Here is a 1,235-nt window from a genome sequence, read left to right on the forward strand (position 1 = left end):
AATCGTCAACAGCAACGGTAATGGCCTTTTCAAATTTGTCTGCTGAATAATCGAGGCCATTCCAATGCATGTCAGCATGCTCTGGGCAAATACCAAACACCGTCTCTTTACCTTTAGCCGTACCTTCAGCACGACCTAAGATCCAAGAGAGCACGCGCATGTTTTCACCGAAACCAGGCCATACAAACTTGCCGTTTTCATCTTTGCGGAACCAGTTCACACAATAGATCTTTGGTAGCACAGCACCTTCGGCAGTAAGCTTGCTACCAATGTTCAACCAATGCTGGAAGTAATCGCTCATGTTGTAACCAGCAAATGCAATCATCGCAAATGGGTCGCGACGTACAACGCCTACTTGGCCAGTAATCGCAGCGGTGGTTTCAGAGCCCATTGTGGCTGCCATGTAAACACCTTCTACCCAGTCACGTGCTTCACTTACCAATGGCACTGTGTTTGAGCGACGACCGCCAAACAAGAATGCATCAATCGCAACACCCTCAGGATTGTCCCAATTTGGATCAACTGCAGGATTATTTGTGGCGGCTACAGTGAAGCGTGAATTTGGATGCGCAGCTTTACGACCGGCGGCACCATCAGCGGGAGTCCAATCCTTGCCTTGCCAGTCAATCAAATGTGCAGGGGGAGTATCAGTTAAACCTTCCCACCAAACATCACCATCATCAGTTAAACCAACGTTAGTGAAGATCACATCTTGGTTTAATGAATCGAGACAGTTTGGATTGGTTTGACGATTTGTACCTGGAGCGACACCAAAGTAACCAGACTCTGGGTTAATCGCAAACAAACGTGTCTTACCTGTAACAGGGTCTTTGCGTGGCTTGATCCATGCAATGTCATCACCAACCGTAGTGACCTTCCAACCCTCGAAGCCTTTTGGAGGAATCATCATAGAGAAGTTGGTTTTTCCGCAGGCAGATGGGAAAGCCGCGGCAATATGGTATTTCTTGCCCTCGGGTGAAGTCACGCCCAAGATCAACATGTGTTCAGCTAACCAGCCTTGATCGCGCCCCATATTGGATGCAATGCGCAAAGCAAAACATTTTTTACCTAGCAATGCATTGCCACCGTAACCAGATCCAAAAGACCAAATCTCACGAGTTTCTGGATAGTGAACGATGTACTTGGTTTTGTTGTTAGGCCAAGCAACATCTTTTTCGCCCGCAGCCAATGGCTTACCAACAGTGTGAATGCAAGGAACGAATTCGCCAGTGGCG

General features: G+C 47.8%; 1 protein-coding gene. It reads right to left on the reverse strand.

Translation table 11 applies throughout. The features are described from left to right. The coding region (locus B7X71_RS17280) for a phosphoenolpyruvate carboxykinase (GTP) (RefSeq protein ID WP_293601648.1) at positions 1–1,235 on the reverse strand (1,235 nt) is incomplete at both ends.

The organism is Polynucleobacter sp. 39-46-10 (genome assembly GCF_002282275.1).